This window comes from Brevundimonas sp., from assembly GCF_046295075.1.
In the GTDB taxonomy this organism is placed as follows: Bacteria; Pseudomonadota; Alphaproteobacteria; order Caulobacterales; family Caulobacteraceae; genus Brevundimonas.
This window is the reverse complement of the sequence record NZ_JBKBOC010000006.1, coordinates 1-20,134: the sequence shown is the minus strand read 5'-3', so window position 1 is coordinate 20,134 and position 20,134 is coordinate 1. Positions and strand designations below refer to the sequence as shown.

At 67.5% G+C, this 20,134-nt stretch carries 15 protein-coding genes; 7 read left to right on the top strand and 8 right to left on the bottom strand.

Annotated features, from left to right (window positions below):
- The first annotated feature begins 95 nt into the window (after positions 1-95).
- Positions 96-1,301, top strand: coding sequence for a methionine adenosyltransferase (gene metK, locus ACK4MH_RS06675; protein WP_409716388.1), 1,206 nt, complete (start codon positions 96-98; stop codon positions 1,299-1,301).
- Between the two features lie 6 nt (positions 1,302-1,307).
- Here the strand turns inward: metK and ACK4MH_RS06670 are convergent, their stop codons facing one another.
- The 5 genes from ACK4MH_RS06670 to ACK4MH_RS06650 all read right to left on the bottom strand — a co-directional run bounded on the left by ACK4MH_RS06670 (position 1,308) and on the right by ACK4MH_RS06650 (position 9,405).
- Positions 1,308-2,573, bottom strand: coding sequence for a pentapeptide repeat-containing protein (locus ACK4MH_RS06670; protein WP_409716386.1), 1,266 nt, complete (start codon positions 2,571-2,573; stop codon positions 1,308-1,310).
- A 53-nt stretch (positions 2,574-2,626) separates the two neighbouring features.
- Positions 2,627-3,256 (bottom strand): bifunctional diaminohydroxyphosphoribosylaminopyrimidine deaminase/5-amino-6-(5-phosphoribosylamino)uracil reductase RibD, encoded by a 630-nt coding sequence (locus tag ACK4MH_RS06665; RefSeq protein WP_409716384.1) that lies wholly within the window; start codon positions 3,254-3,256, stop codon positions 2,627-2,629.
- The gene (gene gpmA, locus ACK4MH_RS06660) at positions 3,253-3,966 is read right to left on the bottom strand and encodes a 2,3-diphosphoglycerate-dependent phosphoglycerate mutase (RefSeq protein ID WP_409716382.1); all 714 of its coding nucleotides are present in this window, start codon (positions 3,964-3,966) and stop codon (positions 3,253-3,255) included. The genes ACK4MH_RS06665 and gpmA overlap by 4 nt, the downstream gene beginning before the upstream one ends.
- A gap of 241 nt (positions 3,967-4,207) precedes the next feature.
- Positions 4,208-6,697 (bottom strand): TonB-dependent receptor plug domain-containing protein, encoded by a 2,490-nt coding sequence (locus tag ACK4MH_RS06655; protein WP_409716380.1) that lies wholly within the window; start codon positions 6,695-6,697, stop codon positions 4,208-4,210.
- Positions 6,698-6,849: 152 nt separating this feature from the next.
- Entirely contained in the window at positions 6,850-9,405 is a 2,556-nt protein-coding gene (locus tag ACK4MH_RS06650; RefSeq protein ID WP_409716378.1) for an ATP-binding protein, read from the bottom strand.
- A gap of 218 nt (positions 9,406-9,623) precedes the next feature.
- Here ACK4MH_RS06650 and rpsT point away from each other — a divergent pair, with 218 nt between their 5' ends.
- The 6 genes from rpsT (at position 9,624) to gyrB (ending at position 17,177) form a co-directional block, all read left to right on the top strand.
- Entirely contained in the window at positions 9,624-9,893 is a 270-nt protein-coding gene (gene rpsT, locus ACK4MH_RS06645) for a 30S ribosomal protein S20 (protein ID WP_135194610.1), read from the top strand.
- A gap of 451 nt (positions 9,894-10,344) precedes the next feature.
- Positions 10,345-11,820 carry a chromosomal replication initiator protein DnaA gene (gene dnaA / locus ACK4MH_RS06640; RefSeq protein WP_409716376.1) on the top strand — a complete coding sequence of 492 codons (1,476 nt, stop codon included), beginning with the start codon at positions 10,345-10,347 and terminating at the stop codon, positions 11,818-11,820.
- A 108-nt stretch (positions 11,821-11,928) separates the two neighbouring features.
- Positions 11,929-13,047: a DNA polymerase III subunit beta gene (dnaN, locus tag ACK4MH_RS06635; RefSeq protein WP_346494456.1), complete on the top strand. Its 1,119-nt coding sequence runs from the start codon at positions 11,929-11,931 to the stop codon at positions 13,045-13,047.
- Between the two features lie 68 nt (positions 13,048-13,115).
- Positions 13,116-13,403, top strand: a complete 288-nt coding sequence (locus ACK4MH_RS06630; protein ID WP_409716374.1) for a GIY-YIG nuclease family protein — start codon at positions 13,116-13,118, stop codon at positions 13,401-13,403.
- A 54-nt stretch (positions 13,404-13,457) separates the two neighbouring features.
- Complete coding sequence (recF, locus tag ACK4MH_RS06625) at positions 13,458-14,606, top strand: DNA replication/repair protein RecF (protein ID WP_409716372.1); 1,149 nt, start codon at positions 13,458-13,460, stop codon at positions 14,604-14,606.
- A gap of 144 nt (positions 14,607-14,750) precedes the next feature.
- Positions 14,751-17,177: a DNA topoisomerase (ATP-hydrolyzing) subunit B gene (gyrB, locus tag ACK4MH_RS06620; RefSeq protein WP_409716370.1), complete on the top strand. Its 2,427-nt coding sequence runs from the start codon at positions 14,751-14,753 to the stop codon at positions 17,175-17,177.
- A gap of 15 nt (positions 17,178-17,192) precedes the next feature.
- Here gyrB and ACK4MH_RS06615 read toward each other — a convergent pair whose 3' ends face one another.
- From ACK4MH_RS06615 to mnmD, 3 genes are all read right to left on the bottom strand, one after another.
- Positions 17,193-17,633, bottom strand: a complete 441-nt coding sequence (locus ACK4MH_RS06615) for a hypothetical protein (protein ID WP_409716368.1) — start codon at positions 17,631-17,633, stop codon at positions 17,193-17,195.
- 87 nt (positions 17,634-17,720) lie between these two features.
- Positions 17,721-18,104 carry a DUF6491 family protein gene (locus ACK4MH_RS06610; protein ID WP_409716366.1) on the bottom strand — a complete coding sequence of 128 codons (384 nt, stop codon included), beginning with the start codon at positions 18,102-18,104 and terminating at the stop codon, positions 17,721-17,723.
- 27 nt (positions 18,105-18,131) lie between these two features.
- A complete protein-coding gene (mnmD, locus tag ACK4MH_RS06605) occupies positions 18,132-19,964 on the bottom strand; it encodes a tRNA (5-methylaminomethyl-2-thiouridine)(34)-methyltransferase MnmD (protein ID WP_409716364.1) in 1,833 nt (610 codons plus the stop codon).
- Positions 19,965-20,134 lie beyond the last annotated feature (170 nt).

The following is a 20,134-nucleotide window of genomic DNA, read 5'->3' as shown; positions in this document are numbered from 1 at the left end:
GAACCACTTTCCGTCTCATCGCCCGACGTCAGATCACTTGAACATATAAGCATATCTTTATATGTCTGATCGCCTGACACAGACAGGAGCCTCTCTTGGCCGCTCGTTCTTCCTTCCTCTTCACCTCGGAAAGCGTTTCCGAAGGTCACCCCGACAAGGTCGCGGACCGCATCTCCGACACCGTCGTCGACGCCTTCCTGGCCAAGGATCCCGAGGCGCGCGTGGCGTGCGAGACCCTGGTCACGACCCAGCGCATCGTTCTGGCTGGCGAAGTCCGCGCCACCCAGCCAGGCAACACCAAGGAAGAGAACGAGGCCTTCACCCAGGCCATCATCGACAGCCTGGAGCCATTGGTCCGCGCCGCGGTCAAGGACATCGGCTACGAGCAGGACGGCTTCCACTGGGAAACGGCGGACTACGCCTGCCACCTTCACGCCCAGTCGGCCGACATCGCCGTGGGCGTCGACTCGACCAACGAGAAGGACGAAGGCGCCGGCGATCAGGGCATCATGTTCGGATACGCCTCGAACGAGACGCCGGAACTGATGCCGGCGACCCTGCAATACAGCCACAACATCCTGAAACGCCTCGCCGAGGTCCGCCACGCCGGCGGCTCGCAGCTGGAGCCCGACGCCAAGAGCCAGGTCACCATCGAATACCAGGACGGCAAGCCGGTCCGCGCCACCTCGATCGTACTGTCGACCCAGCACGCCAAGGGCCTCAGCTCCGAACAGGTCGCTGAGATCGTCAAACCCTATATCCTCGAAGTGCTGCCGGAAGGCTTCACCGATGAGAACACCGTCTGGCACATCAACCCGACCGGCATCTTCGAGATCGGCGGGCCTGACGGCGACGCCGGCCTGACCGGTCGCAAGATCATCGTCGACACCTACGGCGGCGCGGCGCCCCACGGCGGCGGCGCCTTCTCGGGCAAGGATCCGACCAAGGTGGACCGTTCGGCGGCCTATGCCTGCCGCTACCTGGCCAAGAACGTTGTCGCGGCCGGTCTGGCCGACCGCTGCACCATCCAGATCTCCTACGCCATCGGCGTGGCCAAGCCCCAGTCGATCCACGTCGATCTGCACGGCACGGGCAAGATTTCCGAAACAGTCCTGGAAGACAAGATCCTGGACCTGATCGGCGGCGCCACGCCGCGTGCGATCCGCGAGCATCTGCAACTGAACAAGCCGATCTACGCCCGCTCGGCCGCCTATGGCCACTTCGGCCGCGAACCCGATGCGGACGGCGGTTTCAGCTGGGAAAAGACCGACCTGGTCGATCAACTCAAGGCGCTGGCCTAAAGCCGGTTAGGCGGCCTGGTCCACGACCAGGCCGCGCACGCCCGTCAGATTGGCGTCGGTCAGGTCGGCCTGACGCATTTGGGCGCCGTGCATCGTCGCCCGGCCCAGGTCGGCGCCGACCAGCACCGCGCGCTTCAGATCGGCGCCCGACAAGTCCACGCCGCGCAGCACTGCGCCGGTCAGATCCGCCGGCATCAAGCGATCGGCTGTGATCAGCAGCGGGCCCAGCTGCGCCTCGCGCATGTCCGCGCCGTTCAGCCTGGCCCCCTTCAGACGCGCCCCGCGCAGGTCGGCGCGCCGCAGTCTGGCGGACCTCAGATCGGCGTTTTCGAGCTGGGCGCCCTGTAACTGCACCCCCTCCATGTCCAGGCCGTAGAACACCGCGCCCTTGGCCGACAGGGCGGTCAGGTTCAGGCCCGTGATCGACTTCAGCGGGCGCAGATCGACGCCGTCAAACACCGAAGGCTGCCCCTCGGACCCGCCGGTCTCGCACCAGCGCGCATGTTCGCGCAGCATTTCGGCGGCCGGCATCCGGTCCACGGATTCGCAGGCGGACTTGTTGTCCGTCAGCGCGCCCTGCATGTCCGCGCCGTCCGCGCGCCACATGGTCATCTTGCAGCCGACCAGAATGGCGTCGCGCAGATCGGCGCCCGACAGGTCCGCACCGGACAGATCGGCCCCGGCGAGATCCGTGCCGCGGAAGTTGGCCTGTTTCAGATTGGCCCTGACCAGCTTGCAGTCCTTCATCACCGCGCCGGAAAAGTCGGCCTTCATGGCGATGACGCCCGACATCTTGGAGCGTTGCAGATTGGCGCCGGACAGGTTGGCGCCCACGGCCTCGGTCTCCTCGCGATGACGCGGCTCGATGACCTTGAAGCCCAGTTTGGCGTCGGCGGCGGCGATGGTGCCTTCGCGCAGGTCGGCCTCGAACATGTCGGCGCCCGACAGGTCCGCGCCGCGCAGGCAGGCGCCGCGCAGGTCCGCCCGACGCAGACTGGCCTCGGCCAGGATCGCGTCCTGCATGTCCGCGCCGAAGAAGTTGGCGTTGTCAAGCTTGGCCCCCGTCAGGTCGCAGCCTTCCAGGCAGGCGGCGGCGAAATCGGCGTCGGCGAGATTGCGGCCCTTCAGGCTGAGGCCCGACAGGTCCATCCAGGCGAAGACCGCACGGGCGCCGCCGGGGCGGGCCTGGAACAGCCGGTCATGCCGGGCGCAGACCAGGTCCAGCTCCGCCTGCGTCAGGCGTTTTCTCACGATGGGTTCCGCCAGTGCCATTTCGACACATTGCGCCCGTCTGACTTAAGAAACCCTTGAACGACAGGCGGTTGTCAGACGCTGAGCAGGCCCTGCTCTTCGAGCGCCTCGGCCAACTCGCCGGGGCCGGTCCACAGGCGGGTGTAACCGGCCTCGCCTAGCCGCTTCAGCTCGGTGACCAGATCGGCCTTGGGCGAGGCGACGAAGCGGCCGTCGAAGCCGACGCCGTCCTCACTGACCCGCACCATGGGCCGTCCGGTCTCCAGCCGGTGCAGGAAGCCTTCGCACAGGTAGGCGCCTTCCTCGCACATCAGGCCGGTCTCGACGGTCAACCCTTGCGCGCGCAGGCGCTCGGTGCCCCGGCCGGCGGCGAACGGCGACGGGTCCAGACAGGCGATGACGACGCGAGCCACCCCGGCCTCGGTCAGGAAGTGGGCGCACGACTTGCGGCCCGACGACCGGGCGCCGCACGGCTCCAAGGTGACATAGACGGTCGAACCAACGATCTCGGCGCCGGCGGCAGGCACGGCCTGCTCCTCGGCGTGGGGACGGCCGCCCGGCGCGGTGGCGGCCTGGGCGATCACCCGGCCGTCCTTGACGATGACGCAGCCGACCGCCGGATTGGGCCAGGTCTCGCCCATTCGTCCGGTCGCCAGGGCGATGGCCTGGGCCATGAAGGCCTGGTCGGCGTCGCTCCAGCTCATGATGCGGTCGGCAGCGCTTCGGCGCGGGCGGCGTCGAGATAGCGGGCGGCGGTAGGCTTCAGCTCCGCGTCCAGGTCGATCTCCAGCGGATTGCCCGTGGGGATTTCAACGCCGACGATCTGGTCGTCCGGCACGCCGAACAGCAGTTTGACGATGGCCCGCAGGGAGTTGCCGTGGGCGGCGATCAGCACGTCCTCGCCCGCCTTCAGGCGCGGCGCGATCTCGGCGTCCCAATAGGGTTTCACCCGGTCCAGCGTGGTCTTCAGGCTTTCCGTGTCGGGGATCGCCTTGCCTGCGTAGCGGGGGTCGGCCTCGAAATCGAACTCGCCGCCGGGCGCCAGCGGGGGCGGCGGCACGTCGTAGCTGCGGCGCCAGACCTTGACCTGGTCCTCGCCGTGCTTCTGCGCCGTCTCGGCCTTGTTGAGACCCGTCAGCCCGCCGTAGTGGCGCTCGTTCAGGCGCCAGTCCTCGATCACCGGCACGTCGGTCAGGCCCGCCGACTGCAGGGCCAGGGCGCCGGTGCGTTTGGCGCGCGTCAGGACCGAGGTGAACATGACCGCCGGTTTGAACCCGGCCTCGGCGATCAACTCGCCGCCGTGACGCGCCTGGGCCTCGCCCTCCGCCGTCAGATCGACGTCGACCCAGCCGGTGAAGCGGTTTTCGAGGTTCCACTGGCTCTGGCCATGGCGGAGCAGGATCAGGCGCGGCATTCGGTCGGTCCTTCGGGAAACAGACCTTCGGGGTAGGACGCCCTCCGAAGTCGGTCAAGGCTCACCGGGATCAAGCCGTCGCCCGGCTTGTCGCACCGGGCGCACGGCGGTAACAATCGACCGATGTCAGACCGTCTGTTCTTCCCCCTGGCGCTCGGCGTCGCCGTCGTGATGATCGCGCTGGCGACCGTCTGGCCGTAAGGCGGGCCGCAGCCCGCCCTCCATTCTTCGCGCTTGTCGCCTAGAACAGTATCTTGCGCAGGTTGATGCGGAAGACCCGGCCCTGCGGGTCCAGATAGTCCCGCTGATAGTTGACGGGCGTGGCGCCGTCGCTGCTGGTCACCGAGATCCGGTCGTCGAAGATGTTCTGAACTCCGAACCCGATCCGCGTCCCCTTCAGGAACGGGAAGCGTTCGACCCAGGACGTGCGCTGGGTCAGGTCGGCGAAGGCGAACAGATTGACCGTCGTCCGTCCCGAGAAGTCCAGATCGGGCGAGCCCAGGGCGTCGCCGTTGACCGTGGTGCCCGCACGCCAGTTGGCGTTGACGAAGGCGCCCAGCCCATTCTTGAACAGGCCGGTCTGAAGCTGGACCTCATGGCGCGACTGACCACCTGAACCCGAGATCGAGTCGCCGTCCAGCAGGTCCAGCGGCTCCAGACCCTCGCGGATCACGACCTCGTCCTGGACGCGCCAGGTGTGGGTCAGCGAAAGATTGAACATGCCCTGGCCGGGCTGCATCCCCGGCCCACGCGAGCCGCGCATCCGTCCGCCGCCGCCAGGGCCGCCTGGGCCAGTTATCATCACGCCACCGCCGCCGGGGCGTCCGCCGCCAGGCCGCTGACCGGCCTCTGCCGGGTTCGGCTTGCCGAAGGGACGCGAGAAGTTGAAGCCCCACTGCACGTCCTGCTGCTCGCGCTTGAAGAAGTTCAGCGGCCGGGCGTCGATGGACAGCAGATTGCCGTCGGCGTCGCGCACGAACCGATCCGGCAGGGCCGCTTCCAGGTCCGGGGTGATGGCGGGGAAGCTGGAAATCTCGTTGTCCGCCTCGGTGCGGGTATAGGCCAGGTTCAGCCGGAAATCCTGGGCCGACACGGGCTGCCAGTTCATGCCCAGCTTCAGGATGCGCCGATCCTCGGCCTTCAGATTGGGGTCGCCGCCTGTGATCTGATTGATCTCGACGGTCTGGCTGTTGCGGAAGTCGAAGACCGGCGTATTAGGCGTCGATATCGTCGGGTCGTTCAACTGCTGGACGGTGGGGGCCTTGCCCTCGTCGGAATAGTTGGCCGACAGCGACAGACGCTCGACCGGGGACCAGTTCAGGCCCGCGCCGACGGCGGTGACGCCGCCGAAGTCGGACAGTTCCTGATAGGCCAGGTTCACATTGGCCGACAGGTCGCCGATCTTGTGCAGTATGCCGCGATCGACGCTGGAGATCGGCAGGTCGAAGTTGGCCTGGACATTGCCCGAGTTGCGCGACTGCGACCGATCCACGGCCACGCCGGAGCGCACGCTCTCGGAGTCCAGCGACTGATAGCCGGCGCCCACCTTGAAGGTCGAGGTGATGTCTCCCGCCGGCAGCTCGTACGGCCGGCCGTTCAGCACCAGTTCCGCCGTCGCCGTCTGAGCCAGCGAGTTGGCGGTGTCGCGTGGATTGACCGTGGCCCGGCTGGTCAGATCGCCGAAGGGATTGACCGTCAGATCGCCCGCGATCAAGGCCTGCAGCGCGGCCTCATCCACGCCCCGCCCGGTTGAGGTGTCGGTCTCGACACGGCTGTATTCCCCCGTCGCCGTCCAGCGCCAGTCGCCCACATAACCGTCGAAGACCGTTCCCAGCTCGGCGGTGCGGGTATCGGTCTTGCGCGTCAGGGAGCCGGGCAAGTCTAGATAGCTGAACAGGGTCTCGTCCTGGCCGGACGGCGAAAAGGGATTGGTCCCCGGCACGTTCAGAAGAAGGTTGGGCAGGCCCTGGTAGCTGAAGCTGCTGGAGTCTTCCAAACTGCCGCTCAGCGTCATTCCGACCTTGTCGTTCAGGTCGTGCTTGTAGGTCCCGGCCACCGAAACCTCGTCGGTCTTGGGCAGCAGGGTCCGATAGGCGTTCGCCTCTTCACCGGTCGCTCCACCGGCCGTGGCGCTACGGTCGATATCGCGCTCGGTCTCGAACAGGGTGTTGGCGGTCGTGCCGTTGATGTCCAGCGACCAGCGGTCGCCCCCGGCGATGCGCAGGACGTTGTTCTCGCTGGCGGTCGTGGTGCGACCGCCCTGCTCCGGGCGGCTGACGTTGACCGAGGCCGTCAGGGACTTGAAGTCCGCCTTCAGGACGATGTTCACCACCCGCTGATTGGCGCTGTAGCCATAGGACAGGGCCGTCTCTTCCGGCAGGACGTCGAAACGCTCGATCGCCTCGGGCGGGATGCCGCGGATTTCGCGGAAGCCCGAGATGCGCCGTCCATTGACCAGGAAGACCGGCGACCCGCCGCGCGCGCTGCGGGTCTGGGCTTCCAGCAGCGTGATCAGCTCGCCGATATTGGTCGCGCCGAACGCCTGGATCTGGGCGGCGTCATAGGAGACGATCGGCTCCTGCCCGCCCAGGGCCACGCCACGCCGCGCCGCCGTGACCTCGATCTCGGGCAGAACCACAGCGGGATCTTCCTGCGGCGTCTGGGCCGGTGTGGTCTGGGTGACGCCGGCCGTGGGGGCCAACGCCAACAACATAAGCGCGATCTGGGTCATGGAACGACGGTCCGGGAAACGAATTCAGCCCCTTGCAGGACGGTACAAACATGGCCGTAAAACGACACAATTCATGAAGAAACAGAAAGCGTTGCACCCTTTCAACACAGCGAAAAAAGTCGCGACGGAAAGCGCGTGCTGCGCCGTTTAAGTCACCGCTTGGCGTGCGGATTGCTCAACTCGCCGGTCGGCGCCTTCGGCTCGGGCCCGCGCACCTTTTCCACGGCTGCGGCCACGGCGGCGATCAAGGTCTGCATCGTGATCGGCTTCGAAAGATGACCGTCCGCCCCCGCCGCGCGGCCCGCTTCGATATGTTCGGCCAAGGCGTTGGCCGTCAGCATGATCAGAGGCGTGCGCGCCCGGCCTTGTTCCACCTCCAGGCTGCGGATGGCCCGGGTGGCGCTTAGCCCGTCCATGACCGGCATCTGCATGTCCATCAGCACCAGGTCGAAGCCGCCGTTGCGGTAGGCCTCAACCGCCTGCTGCCCGTCCTCGACCAGGACCAGTTCGGTCGGCAGGCCGCCGAGCATGATCTGCATGACCTTGCGGTTCGCCGGATGGTCGTCGGCCAGAAGGATGCGCGCAGGAAAGACCATCTCCGCCGCCGGATCGACCGGCGCCGACACCGGCGCCTCGACGGCGGGCGCGAGCGGGATCTCGAACCAGAACCGGGCGCCGACGCCCGGTTCGCCGTCGCAGTCCAACTGACCGCCCATCAGCTCGACCAGATCGCGCGAGATCGTCAGCCCCAGACCCGTGCCGCCGAAGCGGCGCGTGATCGATCCGTCCGCCTGCTGGAAGCGCGAGAAGATGCGGCTCTTCTGTTCGGCGTCGAAGCCGCAGCCGGTGTCCGTCACGGAAAATCTCACCCGCCCCTCGCCGGCGGACGTCACGCCGATCGCCACCTCTCCCCGTTCGGTGAACTTCATCGCATTGGAAATGAGATTGGACAGGACCTGGCGCACCCGCACCACATCCCCCTCGACGGCGACGTCCAGCGCTGGCTCGACCTCCAGACGCAGATTCACGCCCTTTTCCTCGGCGCGAGGACGGTAGAGGGCCGCCACGCCGCGCACCGTGTCGCCGAGATCGAAGGTGGCGCGCTCCAGGGAAATCTGGCCGGCCTCGATCTTGGCCGTGTCCAGAATGTCGGACAGAAGGCGTTCCAGGGTGACGCCCGAAGCGTGGATCACCTCGGCCATCTCTCGCTCGCGGGGATCGAGGCCCGCGCGGGACAGGGCGTCGGCCATGGCAACGACCCCGTTCAGCGGCGTGCGGATCTCATGGCTCATATTGGCCAGGAACTCCGATTTCGACTGGCTCGCCTCCTCCGCGCGTCGTTGCGCGATCCGCAGCCTCCGCGACTGACGCCAGAGCCACACAAGGCCGAAGACGGACACCAGGCCGAAGACGGCGGCGATCCCCATCAGCCATCTCTGCGTTTCGATGATGTCGCCCTGCAGCTGGGTGTTGGCGCGCGCGGTTTCCAGCTGTTCACGGCGGCGGGTCAGCTGCTGCTGCATGTCGCCGGTGACCTGGCGAATACCCGCGCTGAAGCGGCTGGCGTCCGCGATCTTGTCCAGTCGGGCATGCTCTCGCAGCCTTTCATAGGCCTCGGACGGGCGTCCCTCGGCGAACAAGATTTCCGCCTCCACATGCGGCAGCTCCGAAGCCTCCTCGTCACGCCGAGCGCCTCCGGCCTGGCGCCGGCGCATCTGCTCAAGGTCGCGGCGAGCTTCGGCGATTTGTCCCGTCTGCGCACGGGCGATCGCCCGTGCGGGCAGCAGATGAGTGGCCAGGAAGGAGGCTTCGCCCAGGTTCTCGCCGTAAGGGGCCAGGCACTGCAGCACATCCCCTGGCGCCTGTCGGGCCTCGGCGACGATGGCGCACAGATTGGCGTCATAGACCGACAGACTGGGCAACCCCGCGCGCTGCGTCAGACGGTGGTGGATCAGATACAGGCGCTGCGCCTGGGCGGCGTCGCCGATCTGGCTCGACAGCCTGGCCAGATTGTAGACGGCGTCGAAATCCGGCCGCGGATAGGCCGGGTTGGCGAAATCGATCTCGAACCGGCCGAAGGCGGCGGTCGCGCCCGCGATGTCGTTGAGCTTCAGCAGGCCGATGCCGGTCATCTCCCACAGTCCCGCCCGCGCCGCGTTCGCATAGGGGGCGTTGTCGGGGATCAGGGCGTCCGCGTTGGTGAGCAGGCTCAGTCCCTCGCCGATCTTGTCCTGGTCCATCAAGGCCAGGGCCCAGATGCGTATGGCGTGGGTGCGTGCGAACCAGTCTTGCTCGGTCTCGGAGATGCGCCGCATCTCCTCGGCGGCGGCCGTGTCGCCCTGATCGTAGCGCAGCGTCAGGGCGTTCAGATGAGCGATCTGCATATATCGCTTGTCGCCCTGGCGACGAGCGGCCTGCGCCAGCCGGTCGTTCCAGGCCTTGGCGCGATCGAACTCGCCCTGGTTCAACAGAATCCAGGCCACATGATAAAGTCGATTCAGCCCCTCGCGGTCGCGCCGCTCCATGGCCTCACGGCCAAAGGACTCCAGCGCCGCGAAATCCGTCGCACCCGCACGACGTTCCACCGCCTGCGCCAAGGCCAACGGCGTGCGGGCCGACGCGGAGGCCTGGCCCTGGGCCAGCGCGACGGGGACAAATAGCCCGGTCAGAACGAGGGCGACAATAAGCGAGACTGAGGATCTGGGCATGCGGGTTCCGGTTCGTCCAGACCCTGCCACACCGTTCGTTGAATAAGGTTTATCAACCGGCGCCGCGACGGTCCGCAGCGGCGTCCTGCGGGATAGAGAGTCGATCCGGCCAAGACTCCGCGTTGACCGCCCCCGGGCTTTCGGCTATAGGCCCGCCCTCTTGAGATTTCCGCGCCGTGGACGTGTGCTCCGCGGCGTTTTCCGTTCGAAGGTTTGACATGGCCAACAACCCCGGCGCCCGCAAGGCGATCCGCAAGATCGAAGCGCGTACCGAAGTGAACAAGGCGCGCCGTTCGCGCGTCCGCACCTATCTGCGCAAGTTCCAGGAAGCTCTGGCCGGCGGCGACGCCGCCGTCGCCAAGACCGCTTTCGTTGAAGCTCAATCCGAGCTGATGCGCGCAGTCTCCAAGGGCGTCGTTCACAAGAACACCGGCTCGCGCAAGGTGTCGCGCCTGGCCGCCCAGCTGAAGAAGCTGTCGGCCGCCTGAGCCAAATTTAATCCGACGCAGACGGAGCAGCTGTCGCTGTTTCGTTGTGGGATTACGAAGCAATATCAACGCCGAAGGAGCGCATGCTCCTTCGGCGTTTTGCGTTGTGTCGCTAAGGTGCAATTTTGAAATCGTCGCTCGTCGAGCGACAGTTCGCCGGAAATTCCAAGCAGGATCAGGGTTTGACGGAGTCAAACAATTTAACTGCGAATCGACCGACGAATCAGCGTTGACCCACCCGGCTCGCAGCGTAAGTTTTGGCCTCTAACGCACTTCCATCCCAGCACGGATGAAGACGGCGCGGGACTTGGTTTCGCGTCGGCGGGAGATGTCTGTCCAGAGGTTCGACCCCGTCCGAAAAGCATCGCTTTTCGGCGCAGGAGAAGTCGTCCCTGAACCATCGCCCTGAAGCTGCGGAAGGTCGGATTTGGTTTTGGACTGGGCGGGCAAGATGGTTGGGGGCGCAACGGCGATGGCGGGCGGAACGAAGACGTCGGGAATGACGGACCCGGACCGCATCTGGAGCGAGGCCTCTCTGCGTTTGCGCGCCGAGATCGGCGACGGCCCCTTCTCGTCCTACATCGCCCCGTCGGCGGTCCGGCTGGACAACGCCGGCGGCCTGATCCTGGTCACCCCCACCGCCTATGCCCGCGACTGGGTGCGCAAGAACGCCCTGCGCCGCATGAACGAGCTGTGGCTGGGCCTGGACGGCCTGAACCGCCGCCTGGAGGTGCGCTGCCGCGCCGAGGTGGGCTCGGCCCCGCCGGCGTCCGCCGTCTTGTCAGGCAATGCGGCCGACACCGCGCCGCGCTTAGCCGCCTTCGCTTCGACGCCCCATATCGCGCCCGCCGCCCCGATCAGCGCCGACGGCGCCCGCGCCGTGCGCGCCGCCGGCCTGCAGGACCGCCTGACCTTCGACAGCTTCGTGGAGGGTCAGGGCAACGCCTTCGCCCTGGCCATCGCCAAACAGGTCGCCAGCTGGGCCGACGGTCACTTCAACCCCGTCTTCTTCTGCGGCCCCTACGGCTACGGAAAGACCCACCTGCTGAACGCCATCGCCTGGGAGGCCCAGCGCCTGCGGCCCGAGGCCAAGGTGGTCTATCTGACCGCCGAACGCTTCCTGTCCACCTTCGTCAAGGCGATGCAGGACCGTTCGACCGCCGCCTTCAAGGAGAGCCTGCGCTCGGCCGACATGCTGCTGCTGGACGACGTCCAGTTCGTGGGCGGCAAGACCTCGACCCAGGAAGAACTGCTCTCGACCCTGACCGCCCTGATCGAGGACGGCAAACGCATCGTCTTCTCGGCCGACCGCGCGCCGATGGCCCTGACCGAGGTCGAGCCGCGCCTGCGCAGCCACCTCGCCGCCGGCCTGACCTGCCCGGTCGAGGCGGGCGACCGCGAGTTGAAGATCGCCGTGGCCCAGAACCGTCTGAAGGCCCTGTCGGCCCTGGGCGTCGTTCAGGGCGAGGCCAACCCCGAAGTTCTGGCCCAGCTGGTGGACCGCACGCCGGGCTCGATGCGCGAGCTCGAGGGCGCCGTGAACACCTTGGCTGCCGCCGCCGGATCGCGCCTGTCCTCCGTCTCGGTGGACGAGGCCTCGACCCTGCTGGGCGCCGCCATGCGCGGCGGGCCCGAGCGCCGCATCACCGTGGACGAGATCCAGAAGACGGTCGCCGACCACTTCAACATGAAACAGGCCGACCTGCTCAGCGAGCGCCGCACCCGTGCAGTCGCCCGTCCCCGCCAGATCGCCATGTATCTGTGCAAGCAGCACACGACCCGCTCCTATCCCGACATCGGTCGGCGTTTCGGCGGTCGCGACCACACCACGGTCCTTCACGGCGTGCGCAAGATCGAGGAGCTGATGCCGCAGGACGACCAGATCGCCCGCGATGTCGAGGCCCTGACACGCAAGCTTCGCGGCTGAAGCTGTGGAGCAGCGGGTCTGACCCGTTGCTCCCGCCGCGCAATCCGCTAGTGTCTGAGGTCACTTAACCGCGGCCATCTGCGAATCGGCCGCGCCGGGCGAGACGACATGCAGCTGACCATCGAACGATCCGCGCTCCTCAAGGCCTTGGGCCACGTCCAGAGCGTCGTCGAACGTCGAAACACCATTCCGATCCTGTCCAACGTCCTGCTATCCGCAGGCCGCGACCGCCTGGCCTTCGCCGCCACCGACCTGGACATGGAGATGGTCGACGAGGCCGAGGCCCAGGTGCAGGTCGAGGGCCAGATCACGGCGCCCGCCCACACCCTGTATGAAATCGTCCGCAAGCTGCCGGAAGGCGCCGAGGTCTCGCTGCTCTATTCGGGCGACGATCCGCGCCTGGTCGTCTCGGCCGGTCGGTCGCGCTTCAACTTGCCGGTCCTGCCGGCGGGCGACTTCCCCGTCATGTCCACCGACAGCGCCGGCGCCTCCTACGTCATGCCAAAGGAAGATCTAGCCCGCCTGATCGACAAGACCCGGTTCGCGGTCTCGACCGAGGAAACCCGCTACTATCTGAACGGCCTTTATCTGCACACGGTGTCGGAGGCCGGCGTGCCCCTGCTGCGCGCCGTCGCCACCGACGGTCACCGTCTGGCCCTGGCCGAGACCCCGGCGCCCGAGGGCGCGGCCGGCGGCCCCGGCGTCATCGTGCCCCGCAAGACCATCGATCAGGTCCGCCGCCTGCTGGACGACGCCGGCGGCCCGGTCGAGGTCACCGTCTCGGCCCAGAAGATCCGCTTCCAGATGGGCGAGGCGTCCCTGACGTCCAAGGTCATCGACGGCGCCTTCCCCGACTATCTGCGCGTCATTCCCAAGGGCAACGACAAACAGGCCGACATCGACAACGCCCTGTTCGCCAAGGCCGTCGACCGCGTCGCCACCATCTCGGCCGAGAAGAGCCGTTCGGTGAAACTGGCCTTCGACAACGACCGCGTAAAGCTGACCGTCCGCAACATGGAAGCCGGCCAGGCCGAGGAAGAGGTCGAGATCGGCTATTCCGACGAGCCGTTCGAGATCGGCTTCAACGCTCGCTACCTGCTGGACGTCGCCGGCCAGATCACCGGCGAAAACGCCGCCTTCCGCTTCGCCGACCCGGCCAGCCCCACCCTGGTCCTCGATCCGGCCGATCCGGGCGTTCAGTATGTGCTGATGCCGCTGCGGGTTTAGATTAGGTATTTCCGCTCATCCCGGCGAAAGCCGGGACCCAGTGCTTTCGTTCGTACCGGAGGCTGGCGTTGGCGTTCTTCACCTACATTCTCGCCAGCCGCCGAAACGGCACACTCTACACCGGCTCGACCGACGACCTGATCAAGCGGGTCGCCGAACACCGCAACAAGTTGCGCCCAGGTTTTACGAGCCGATATGGCGTGGCGCTGTTGGTCTGGTACGAAATCCACGAAACGCGCAATGCGGCCTTCGTTCGCGAACGCCAGATCAAGGAATGGAAACGGGTCTGGAAGCTGGAGCTGATCGAGCGCAAGAACCCGGCATGGGCGGATCTGTTTCCAACATTGCTCGGTTAGATCGTGCCGAGCAAAAGGACTGGGTCCCGGCTTTCGCCGGGATGAGCGGATAGATTGAGCCTCACCTCCCTCACCCTCACCGACTTCCGCTCCTATGCGGGCGCACGGCTGGAGATGACCTCTGGGCCTGTGGTGCTGCATGGGCCGAACGGGGCGGGAAAGACCAATCTGCTGGAGGCGATCAGCCTGCTGACCCCCGGCAAGGGGCTGCGCGGCGCCACCGCCGCCGAGATGGGTCGTCGCGAGCCCGGCGAGGCGACCGGCCGCGCCTGGGCCGTCATGGTCGAACTGGACGACGAGACGCGGCTGGGCACCGGCGTGCAGGCGGCGGGGGCTGCGCGGCGCATCGTCCGCATCGACGGCGAAACGGCCCAGCCGGGCCGATTGCTGGATTATCTGCGCCCCGTCTGGGCCACGCCGGAACAGGACCGGCTGTTCTCGGATGCACGGGCCGAGCGGCTGAAGTTCTTTGACCGGCTGGTCTTCGCCGCCGACCCCGATCACGCCGCCAGCGTCTCGATCTATGAAAAGGCCCTGCGCGAACGGCTGCGCCTGCTGAACGATGCGGCCGACGGACGTGAAGCCGATCCCGTCTGGCTGGATGCGCTGGAGCTTCGGCTGGGCGAGGCCGGGGCCCGGGCCGCCATCGCCCGCGTCGCCGCCCTGCACGCGCTCCAGGCCGCCATCGACGCCCGTAGCGACCGCCCCTTCCCCCAGGCCGACCTGGGCCTGGATGGGTCCGCCGAACAGATGGCCGAGGCCGGGGCCGAGGAAGACGAGATCGCCGCCGCGATCCGCGAAGGCCTGGCCAAGGCGCGCGCCCGCGACGGCGCCGCCGGCCGCTCCCTGTTCGGCCCGCACCGCACCGACCTGACCGCGCTGCACCGCGAGAAGCAGCGCCCCGCCGCCGAGGGGTCGTCGGGCGAGCAGAAGGCCCTGGTCCTGAACCTGATCCTGGCCCAGATCACCCGCCTGTCAGATCATATCGGGACGGGGGCCGTCGCCGGGGCCGCCCGCCCCGTCCTGCTGCTGGACGAAGCCCCCGCCCACCTTGACGAACGCCGCCGCGCCGCCCTGTTCGAAGAGATCGTCGCGCTGAACCTGCAGGCCTTCATGACCGGCACCGAACGCGACCTGTTCGCCGGTCTGGAAGGCCGCGCCCAGTTCGTCCGCGTCGCCGGCGGCGCGCTGGAAAGCGACTAGGGTTTCGACGCGGAAATCCTCGCTTTTTCGCCGAAATTTCCTATATGTTGCGGGCTTCGGCGCGGTGCGACTCCGCCGTCGATTCGAGCGCTTCAAGTGGCGCTCCATCCCCGTCCCGGTCGGGACTTCAGAGCCAAAGATTTCATGACCGATCCGATTGCCGACATGCCCGAATACGGCGCCGATTCCATCAAGGTTCTCAAAGGCCTGGACGCGGTGCGCAAACGCCCTGGCATGTATATCGGCGATACGGACGACGGGTCCGGCCTGCACCACATGGTCTATGAGGTGGTGGACAACGCCATCGACGAGGCCCTGGCCGGCCACGCCGACCTGGTCCAGGTCATCCTGAACGCCGACGGCTCGGTCACCGTAACCGACAACGGGCGCGGCATTCCGACCGGCATCCACGAGGGCGAAGGCGTTTCGGCGGCCGAGGTCATCATGACCCAGCTGCACGCCGGCGGTAAGTTCGACCAGAACTCCTACAAGGTCTCGGGCGGTCTGCACGGCGTGGGCGTGTCCGTGGTCAACGCCCTGTCCGACTGGCTGGAGCTGAGGATCTATCGCGACGGCAAGGCGCACCAGATGCGGTTCGAGCGTGGCGACACGGTCAAGTCGCTGGAGATCACCGGCGACGCCCCGATCCGCGAGGACACCGGCAAGGCCCTGAGCGGCACCGAGGTCACCTTCTATCCGTCGGTCACGACCTTCAGCCACATCGATTTCGACCTGAAGACGCTGGAACACCGGCTGCGCGAACTGGCCTTCCTGAACTCGGGCGTAGTCATCAAGCTGGCCGACCATCGCGGCGCCGAGCCGGTCGAAATCCTGCTGCACTATGAGGGCGGAGTGGAGGCCTTCGTGCGCCACCTCGACAAGTCCAAGACGCCGATCCTGAAAGACGTCATCGTCATTCGCGGCAAGAAGGAAGGGATCGAGATCGACCTCGCCCTGTGGTGGAACGACAGCTACCACGAGACCATGCTGTGCTTCACCAACAACATCCCCCAACGGGATGGCGGCACCCACCTGTCGGCCTTCCGCGCCAGCCTGACCCGCATCATGGGCGGCTATATCGAGAGCTCGGGCGCCGGCAAGAAGGAGAAGGTCTCCGTCACCGGCGAAGACGCCCGCGAGGGCCTGACCTGCGTCCTGTCGGTCAAGGTGCCGGATCCGAAATTCTCGTCGCAGACCAAGGACAAGCTGGTGTCGTCCGAAGTGCGCCCGGCCGTCGAGGGCCTGTGCTCCGAGGGTCTGTCGCAATGGTTCGAGGAACACCCGGTCGAGGCCAAGCAGGTCGTCGCCAAGATCATCGAGGCGGCGTCCGCGCGTGAAGCCGCCCGCAAAGCCCGCGACCTGACCCGCCGCAAGTCGGCGCTCGAGATCAGCAGCCTGCCCGGCAAGTTGGCCGACTGCCAGGAACGCGATCCCGCCAAGTCCGAACTGTTCATCGTCGAGGGCGATTCCGCCGGCGGTTCGGCCAAACAGGCGCGCAACCGCGAGAACCAGGCCGTCCTGCCCCTGCGCGGCAAGATCTTGAACGTCGAGCGCGCCCGGTTCGACCGGATGCTGTCGTCCGAGCTGATCGGCACCCTGATCCTGGCGCTGGGCACCGGCATCGGGCGCGACGACTTCAACGCCGACAAGCTGCGCTATCACAAGATCATCCTGATGGCGGACGCCGACGTCGACGGCGCCCACATCCGAACCCTGCTGCTGACCTTCTTCTATCGGCAGATGCCGGAGTTGATCACGCGCGGGCACGTCTATATCGCCCAGCCGCCGCTCTACAAGGTCGCCAAGGGCAAGCAGTCTCGCTACCTCAAGGATCAGTCCGAGATGGACTCCTACCTGATCGAGGAAGGCTCGTCCGAGGCCGAGCTGGACCTGTCCACCGGCGAACGTCGCCTGGGTCTGGACCTGCAATCCCTGGTGCGCGAGGCCAAGAGCTTCAGCGCCGGCGTCGATCGCCTCAGCCAGCGCGCCCCGGCCTTCGCCATCGAACAGGCGGCGCTCGCCGGCCTGTTCGCCGAAACCTCGGACATGGCGACCGCATCGGCCGCCGCCGCCGTGCGCCTGAACCTCTATGCCGAAGAGGGCGACGGCGACTGGACCGGCGCGCCGGGCGAACAGGGCGCCGTGGTCTTCACCCGCACCCGTCGCGCGGTGCAGGAGACCATTGTGCTGGAAGAGACCCTGATCCGTTCGTTGGACGCCCGTCGCCTTGCCGAACGCGCCCAGACGTTCGACGGCGTCTTCCTCTCGCCCGCAATCTATCGCCGCAAGGACAAGTCCACGACCATTCGCGGGCCGCTGGACCTGCTGAACGCGGTGCTGGACGCCGGCAAGAAGGGCCTGTCGATCCAGCGCTACAAGGGTTTGGGCGAGATGAACCCCGAACAGCTGTGGGAGACGACGCTGGACGTCAACGCCCGCACCCTGCTGCAGGTCTCGGTCGAGCACGAGGAAGACGCCAACGACCTGTTCGCCAAACTGATGGGCGACGTGGTCGAGCCCCGCCGCGAATTCATCCAGGAAAACGCCCTGGACGCCGCCGTCGACGTCTGACGAAAGGGACGCGGCCTACTGGCCGCGTCCGCCGGCGATGAAGGCCTGAATGGTCGGAAAGGCCGTGGTCTGAGGGCGCATCTCCTCGCAGGCGAAGGACTTGATCCCGCCGTAGATGCCGCCGCTGGGCGTCGCCTCCCACGGCGTGTCCTCGGAATAGCGATCGGTTTCCGCGCCATCGGCCCCATAGGTCACGGTCGCGCCCGAGCGCGATTGACCATCCGAACACCGCACCATCACCTCTTCGGTTTCATGGCTCAGATTGGCGGCGTCGCCGCGCGCCGGCACCCGCGCCATTCGCGTCGTCGCCACACCGTCTACGGGCGTCAAACCGTCCAGATCGACGAGATAGACGATGGCGTCACTGCGTGAAAACGTGGCCCAGCTTTCCGCCGCCACGGGCGACGCCAGCGCTGCTGTCGCCATTATCGCTGCAAGACCGATTGTTCTGATCATTCTCTTCCCTCCCCAGGCAAGACGATCATTTCATACCCGTGTGCGGAAGAATTCAATCTCCCTGACGGTCCTGCAAAGCTTTTCCGATCAGGGCCGATCCCGCGACGGCAGGGCCGCGATCTCTTCGGCCGTCAACTTCCTGGCGATGCGGACGCGGCAAGGTTCAGGGCCGGTCGCCGGGCTGCGCAAGGTCGCCTGATCGCCGACGCACAGGTTCGATCCAGAGAGCGGCTCCAGCGCGACCGACAGGGCGCGGGTCATGTCGCGGCAGAAGGTGCTGTCGATCTGAAACACGTCCGAACTGGACGTGCGGACATACAGGGTCTGGTCGTTGGGGGCGGTGAAGTTCCGCACCAGGCTGGGCCGGAAACACTGGGTGGCGTCGACGCGGCTGGCCGTCGTCGCGCCGGGCGATGGCGCACAGGCCGACAACGCCAGGACGGCGGCCGAGGACAGGATGAGACGATGCATGTTTGGCTCCCGAAACAGCCCCCCGGCTTATCCTGCGCTTGCCGGAGACGGGGGCGCAAGGGGATTGCGGATGACCGCCGCCCGGCTTGGCGAAACGCGCACCGCCAGATCGCGCGGCAGGGGCGAAGGCCGGTTCAGGATCAGGGCGGCGACATGCTCCGCCAGCACTGGCGCGACGCAAAAGCCCCGCGAGCCAAGCCCGCCCAGCAGATAGAGACCGTCGTCCAGGCCCCCGGCCAGAGGCAGGCGGTCGGGCGTGGTGGCGCGGATCGCCGCACGGCTCTGCGCCTGTCCCGCCGCCTCGATCTTGTCGGCCAAACCCGGCAGACGCGCCCGCAAGGTCGCCAGGTTTTTCTCGCTGTCTTCCGCCCGCGGCGCCGTGTCGGTGTCGCCCCGGTCATGGGTCGCGCCATAAAGGACGCCATGGCCGGTTGGGACGGCATAGCCGCCCCAGGCCATCGCGTTGGTCGTGATCTCGCCTTCGACCCAATCCGCCTGCCCCCGCACGGGCGACAGGCGCGGCGCCGGGTCATGCCCGTCCAGCAGGGCGGCCGATCCCCAGCCGGCGGCGACCACGACCGCATCGACCTCGGCCAGCACCGCAGCCCCCTCGCCGATCAGACGCCAGCGGCCGTCGGTCCGCTCCAGCTTCGTCACCCGTTCCGACCGCATGTCCGCTTCGCCCAGCCAGTCCGACAGCACGGCGGCGGGATGCACTCCACAGGCGCACCTCATCGACAGAGCGCCCTGCCCCGTCCCCTCGCCCGCCAGGGTCGCGGCCGCGTCTTCGTCCAGCACGACCATCGCGCCCTCGGCCCAGATCGGCTGGCGCGCGATCTTTTCGAACCGGGCCGCATCGCGTGGCGCCTGGGGCAGTTGCAGCACCCCTTGGCCCGTCACGGCGTCCGGCGTCGCGGCATACAGATGCCCCGCCCGTTCCAGCGCCTGGGCGTGCAGGGCGGCGATACCGATGTCGCCCGCATCCAGGCGCGGCGTGACCAGGGCCGCGGGAAAGCCCGATCCGCCTGCGCCCGGCCGTTCGGTCTCGAACACCATGGCCCTGACGCCCTGATCCCTCAGGGCGCGCACCACCGACGCCCCCGCCACGCCTGCGCCGATTACGGCGATGCTGGGAACCTGCGCGGACGCAAAGGTCGAGGGCAGACGCGCCTCCAGCCGTTCGCGCTTGCGGCCATGACCGGGGCGTTTCTCGACCACGAAACCCTGATCGGCCAGGCCACGCCGCACGGCGCCGGCGACGGTGAAGGTGGCCAGGCGCGCGCCGGGTGCAGATCGCGCGGCGATCAGGGCCATCACCTGCGGAGACCACATGCCGGGGTTCAGCGCCGGAGAGAAGCCGTCCAGGAACCAGGCGTCCGCCGCCCCCGACCACTGCTCCAGCGCCCAGGCCGCATCGCCTACGGCGAGATCCAACACAGCGTCGAAGCCCGGCAGGTCCACCCGATGGAATCCCGGCGTCGCGGACGGCCAGGCGTCGATCAACGCCTGCGTCGCCTCAGCCAGCTCAGGCCAGGCGCTCAGGGCCCGCGCCGCCTCGTCCGCCGTCAGCGGAAACCCCTCGGTGGAGAAGATATGCAGCCGCCCGGCCTCGGGCCGGGTCCGCCGCCACAGGTCCAGCAGGGCGGCAATGTTCAGCCCCGTGCCGAAGCCCAGCTCCGCCACCGTGAAACAGTCGCGCCCGGCCCAGGCGTCGGGCAGGCCGCATCCGTCCAGAAACACCGCCCGCGTTTCCGCCAGTCCGTCGTCGCGCGAAAAATAGACATCGCCGAACCGGCCCGAGCGCGGCTCGCCCTCTTCGGTCCAGGTCAGATGCGGCGAGGCGTCGTCATCGGAAATCATGACCCGGCTCTAGCACCTTCGTCGCACAGACGAAAAAGGCCGCCTCGTTCGAGGCGGCCTGATCAATGTCTTGCCGTTGATCCCTAGTGGGCGGCGGGCGCGTGGGGCGGTTCGACCGGGGCTGCGGGGGACGGCGCAGCGGCGGAGGCGTCCGCGCCCTGCATCGTCGT

Bases quoted from the DNA above. Each gene is read 5' to 3' on its own strand.
- ACK4MH_RS06615 (WP_409716368.1), bottom strand. From the start codon at position 17,633: ATGATCAGAACAATCGGTCTTGCAGCGATAATGGCGACAGCAGCGCTG.
- ACK4MH_RS06655 (WP_409716380.1), bottom strand. From the start codon at position 6,697: ATGACCCAGATCGCGCTTATGTTGTTGGCGTTGGCCCCCACGGCCGGC.
- ACK4MH_RS06670 (WP_409716386.1), bottom strand. From the start codon at position 2,573: ATGGCACTGGCGGAACCCATCGTGAGAAAACGCCTGACGCAGGCGGAG.
- mnmD (WP_409716364.1), bottom strand. From the start codon at position 19,964: ATGATTTCCGATGACGACGCCTCGCCGCATCTGACCTGGACCGAAGAG.
- gyrB (WP_409716370.1), top strand. From the start codon at position 14,751: ATGACCGATCCGATTGCCGACATGCCCGAATACGGCGCCGATTCCATC.
- rpsT (WP_135194610.1), top strand. From the start codon at position 9,624: ATGGCCAACAACCCCGGCGCCCGCAAGGCGATCCGCAAGATCGAAGCG.
- ACK4MH_RS06665 (WP_409716384.1), bottom strand. From the start codon at position 3,256: ATGAGCTGGAGCGACGCCGACCAGGCCTTCATGGCCCAGGCCATCGCC.
- ACK4MH_RS06650 (WP_409716378.1), bottom strand. From the start codon at position 9,405: ATGCCCAGATCCTCAGTCTCGCTTATTGTCGCCCTCGTTCTGACCGGG.
- ACK4MH_RS06610 (WP_409716366.1), bottom strand. From the start codon at position 18,104: ATGCATCGTCTCATCCTGTCCTCGGCCGCCGTCCTGGCGTTGTCGGCC.
- dnaA (WP_409716376.1), top strand. From the start codon at position 10,345: ATGGTTGGGGGCGCAACGGCGATGGCGGGCGGAACGAAGACGTCGGGA.
- dnaN (WP_346494456.1), top strand. From the start codon at position 11,929: ATGCAGCTGACCATCGAACGATCCGCGCTCCTCAAGGCCTTGGGCCAC.
- gpmA (WP_409716382.1), bottom strand. From the start codon at position 3,966: ATGCCGCGCCTGATCCTGCTCCGCCATGGCCAGAGCCAGTGGAACCTC.